The organism is Mesorhizobium sp. M0019 (assembly GCF_040323975.1).
GTDB lineage: Bacteria > Pseudomonadota > Alphaproteobacteria > Rhizobiales > Rhizobiaceae > Mesorhizobium.
This window is the reverse complement of the sequence record NZ_JAMYVK010000113.1, coordinates 1-2,756: the sequence shown is the minus strand read 5'-3', so window position 1 is coordinate 2,756 and position 2,756 is coordinate 1. Positions and strand designations below refer to the sequence as shown.

2 protein-coding genes and 3 pseudogenes are annotated in these 2,756 nt (G+C 60.9%); 2 read left to right on the top strand and 3 right to left on the bottom strand.

What is annotated here, in order from left to right:
• Positions 1-143: 143 nt before the first annotated feature.
• Positions 144-245 (bottom strand): annotated as a pseudogene (locus NKK47_RS34810) (LysR family transcriptional regulator); the annotation flags it as partial.
• A 575-nt stretch (positions 246-820) separates the two neighbouring features.
• Between NKK47_RS34810 and NKK47_RS34805 the strand changes: the two are divergent.
• Both NKK47_RS34805 and NKK47_RS34800 read left to right on the top strand, forming a co-directional pair.
• The gene (locus NKK47_RS34805; RefSeq protein WP_352458906.1) at positions 821-1,096 is read left to right on the top strand and encodes an acyl carrier protein; all 276 of its coding nucleotides are present in this window, start codon (positions 821-823) and stop codon (positions 1,094-1,096) included.
• Positions 1,097-2,302: a beta-ketoacyl-[acyl-carrier-protein] synthase family protein gene (locus NKK47_RS34800; RefSeq protein ID WP_352453892.1), complete on the top strand. Its 1,206-nt coding sequence runs from the start codon at positions 1,097-1,099 to the stop codon at positions 2,300-2,302.
• On the opposite strand, the pseudogene NKK47_RS34795 reads toward NKK47_RS34800, so the two are convergent.
• Positions 2,289-2,453 (bottom strand): annotated as a pseudogene (locus NKK47_RS34795) (LysR family transcriptional regulator); the annotation flags it as partial. The gene NKK47_RS34800 and the pseudogene NKK47_RS34795 overlap by 14 nt on opposite strands.
• A gap of 168 nt (positions 2,454-2,621) precedes the next feature.
• A pseudogene (locus NKK47_RS34790) lies at positions 2,622-2,756 on the bottom strand (IS1380 family transposase); the annotation flags it as partial.

The following is a 2,756-nucleotide window of genomic DNA, read 5'->3' as shown; positions in this document are numbered from 1 at the left end:
CGCCGACTGATGACAAACCGCTCAGCGGCAGCGCAAGATCGTTCATGGTGGGTGTGGTCTCCGGGAAATGGTTCGGATCGGCTTAGGCAACCAAATCCTACGTCATTTCAACGGCTTGCGCCACATCCACCAACCCCCATGAATTTGGTTAGGTTGATGCGGCGTGCCGCCGCCGTGAGGCCGCGCTCGCTCAGCAGCGCGTCGAGAACGACGAGAAGATTCAGATCGAGCCCTTTGAAACGCATGTCTTAGCTATCCATAGCGTGGATGCATTTGATTGAAACAAACGATTTTACCAATTTTCCGGAATGTCGCATGGACTTGGCAGGACCTCACGTGCGCCGATCACTGCCTCTATCGCGTGGCGAGTCCCTTGAGAAGAGCCCGAAAGAGGAAATCTGTCGCGTGCGGTGGAGATTGTACTGGGAATGAGAGGCAGCGCTCCGATCATGTCGAACTCTCCGACGAATGGCGGACCGGTACAATAGTTGATCGCAACTGGTCCGGAGCTATGAAACATCTCGATTACATATGAGGTGCCGAGTGAATACGCTGACAGCACCCACCGTCGCAGCGTTTAGCTGACGTTTGACGACGGTTCCTATCCATTTACACGCAGATTCTTGATGTGCTGGCGCAAAAGCGGGAGGCCGGCGACTTTTCTTCGTCATCGGGCTGACGCCGCAGAAGCCGGAACTCGTCCGGTTCCTATGGGCATTGGGCTTGGTCGGTCGCACAGGCTCTATGAGGGGCAATTTTGGCAACGCGACGCGACTCGGGTTTTGAACGACGCCGAAAACGCAATCTGGAAAGGAACAAGATGGCAGATCAACTCGCCAACGAAATAATCGCCATTATCAAGAAGCGCGCCGCGTCGGAGGGCGGCATAGCGCCTGCCACAGGCGGCGAGATAACGGCTGCCACGGGACTGACTTCGCTCGGTATCGATTCACTGGGATTGGCGGACGTTCTCTGGGACCTGGAGCAGGCCTACGGCATCCAGATCGAGATGAATACGGCCGAGGCATGGTCGGATCTCCAGAATGTTGGGGACATGGTGGAAGCCGTGCGCAGCTTGCTCGCTAAGGGGGTGTGAATGGACAGGCGCGTCGTGATTACTGGGATTGGCGGTATTTGCGGGCTTGGGACCAACGCCGCCGCCATTTGGACAGAGATGCGAGAAGGCCGCTCCGCCATCGGCCCAATCGTCAACTCCGAGCTCCATGAATTGAGGGTCAGGATTGGTGCCGAGATCAAGGCGCTGCCGGAGCATGACATCGACGGCAAGCAACTCATCTCCATGGACCGCTTCAGCCTGCTCGCTGTGCTTGCGGCGCGCGAAGCCATGCGTCAGGCCGGACTTTCCTCCAAAGAGGGAAATAGCTATCGCTTCGGTGCGACGGTGGGCGTTGGCGGCTGCGGGTGGGATGCGATCGAGCAAACCTACCGCGCCATCCTTCTGGGCGGTAAGCGTGCCGCTCTCTTGACTGTACCCAAGGCGATGCCGGGTGCCGCTGCCGGCCAGGTCAGCATGAGTCTTGGTCTGCGCGGGCCGGTGTTCGGCGTCACGTCCGCCTGTTCCTCGGCAAACCATGCGATTGCCTGCGCGGTGGACCAGATCAGGCTCGGCCGGGCCGACGTGATGCTTGCCGGCGGCAGCGAAGCGCCGCTCATATGGGGTGTGCTGAAGGCATGGGAAGCGATCCGCGTGCTTTCGCCCGATACTTGCCGGCCATTCTCGGCCGATCGCCAGGGCCTGTCGCTTGGTGAAGGCGCCGGCATGGCGGTGCTGGAAAGCTACGAGCATGCCCTGGCTCGGGGCGCCACCATCCTTGCCGAAATTGCCGGTGCCGGCCTTTCCGCCGATGCGTCCGACATCGTCGCGCCGACTGTCGAGGGGCCGGAGGCAGCAATGCGGGCCTGCCTTGCCGATGCCAGGCTGGACGCCGAGGATGTCGACTATCTCAACGCGCACGGCACCGGCACCAAGGCCAACGACCAGATCGAGACGGCGGCGATCAAGCGCGTCTTCGGTCAGCACGCCTTCTCAATGTCCATTTCTTCTACCAAGTCCATGCACGCGCATTGCCTCGGCGCGTCCGGCGCGCTCGAGTTGATCGCCTGCGTGATGGCTATCCGCGAGAGCGTCGTGCCGCCGACTGCCAATTATCGTGAGCTGGACCCCGATTGCGATCTCGACGTCACGCCCAATGTGGCACGCGAGCGCAAGGTGCGCGTGGCACTGAGCAACTCCTTCGCCTTTGGCGGCACGAACGCGGTTCTGGCGTTCAGGCAGGTGTAGAAGCCATGAGAGATGCCTCCGGCAACATTATCTCTCGCATCCAGATGCTTGCCGGATAACTATTGTGAAGGGCGGGTCATTGACCGCCTCGGCGAATGCGGGAAGTGGCAGCGGAAGCTCGACGATCCGGGGGTATCGTCTTTGCGAAATTCTTAACTGTTGAAGCGGCTTGGACGTACCGCCGCCCCGTAAAAGGTAAGCGAGGCCCTGCGGGCTCGGCTTGAGGGTCTGAAGCTGTACACGACAATGTCTGGAAGCCGCAGGGTCGGCTCTGCGCCCGTTATAGTCGCCTGAGTGCTGCCGGCCCGGCCGCGCCGCGGGCGCCGTCAACGAACTCCTTGAACCTGCGGACCTTGCCTGTCTTGGCCGACGCTTCGAAGCGCGCCGTCGTGCTGGCCTCCAGATCCGCGACATGCTTGCGCAGGGTCGTGGTGGGCGCGAGGCCAAAGATGAA

What these genes read in the sequence shown, in the direction of transcription:
- NKK47_RS34805 (WP_352458906.1), top strand. Translation starts at nt 821, where the DNA reads ATGGCAGATCAACTCGCCAACGAAATAATCGCCATTATCAAGAAGCGC.
- NKK47_RS34800 (WP_352453892.1), top strand. Translation starts at nt 1,097, where the DNA reads ATGGACAGGCGCGTCGTGATTACTGGGATTGGCGGTATTTGCGGGCTT.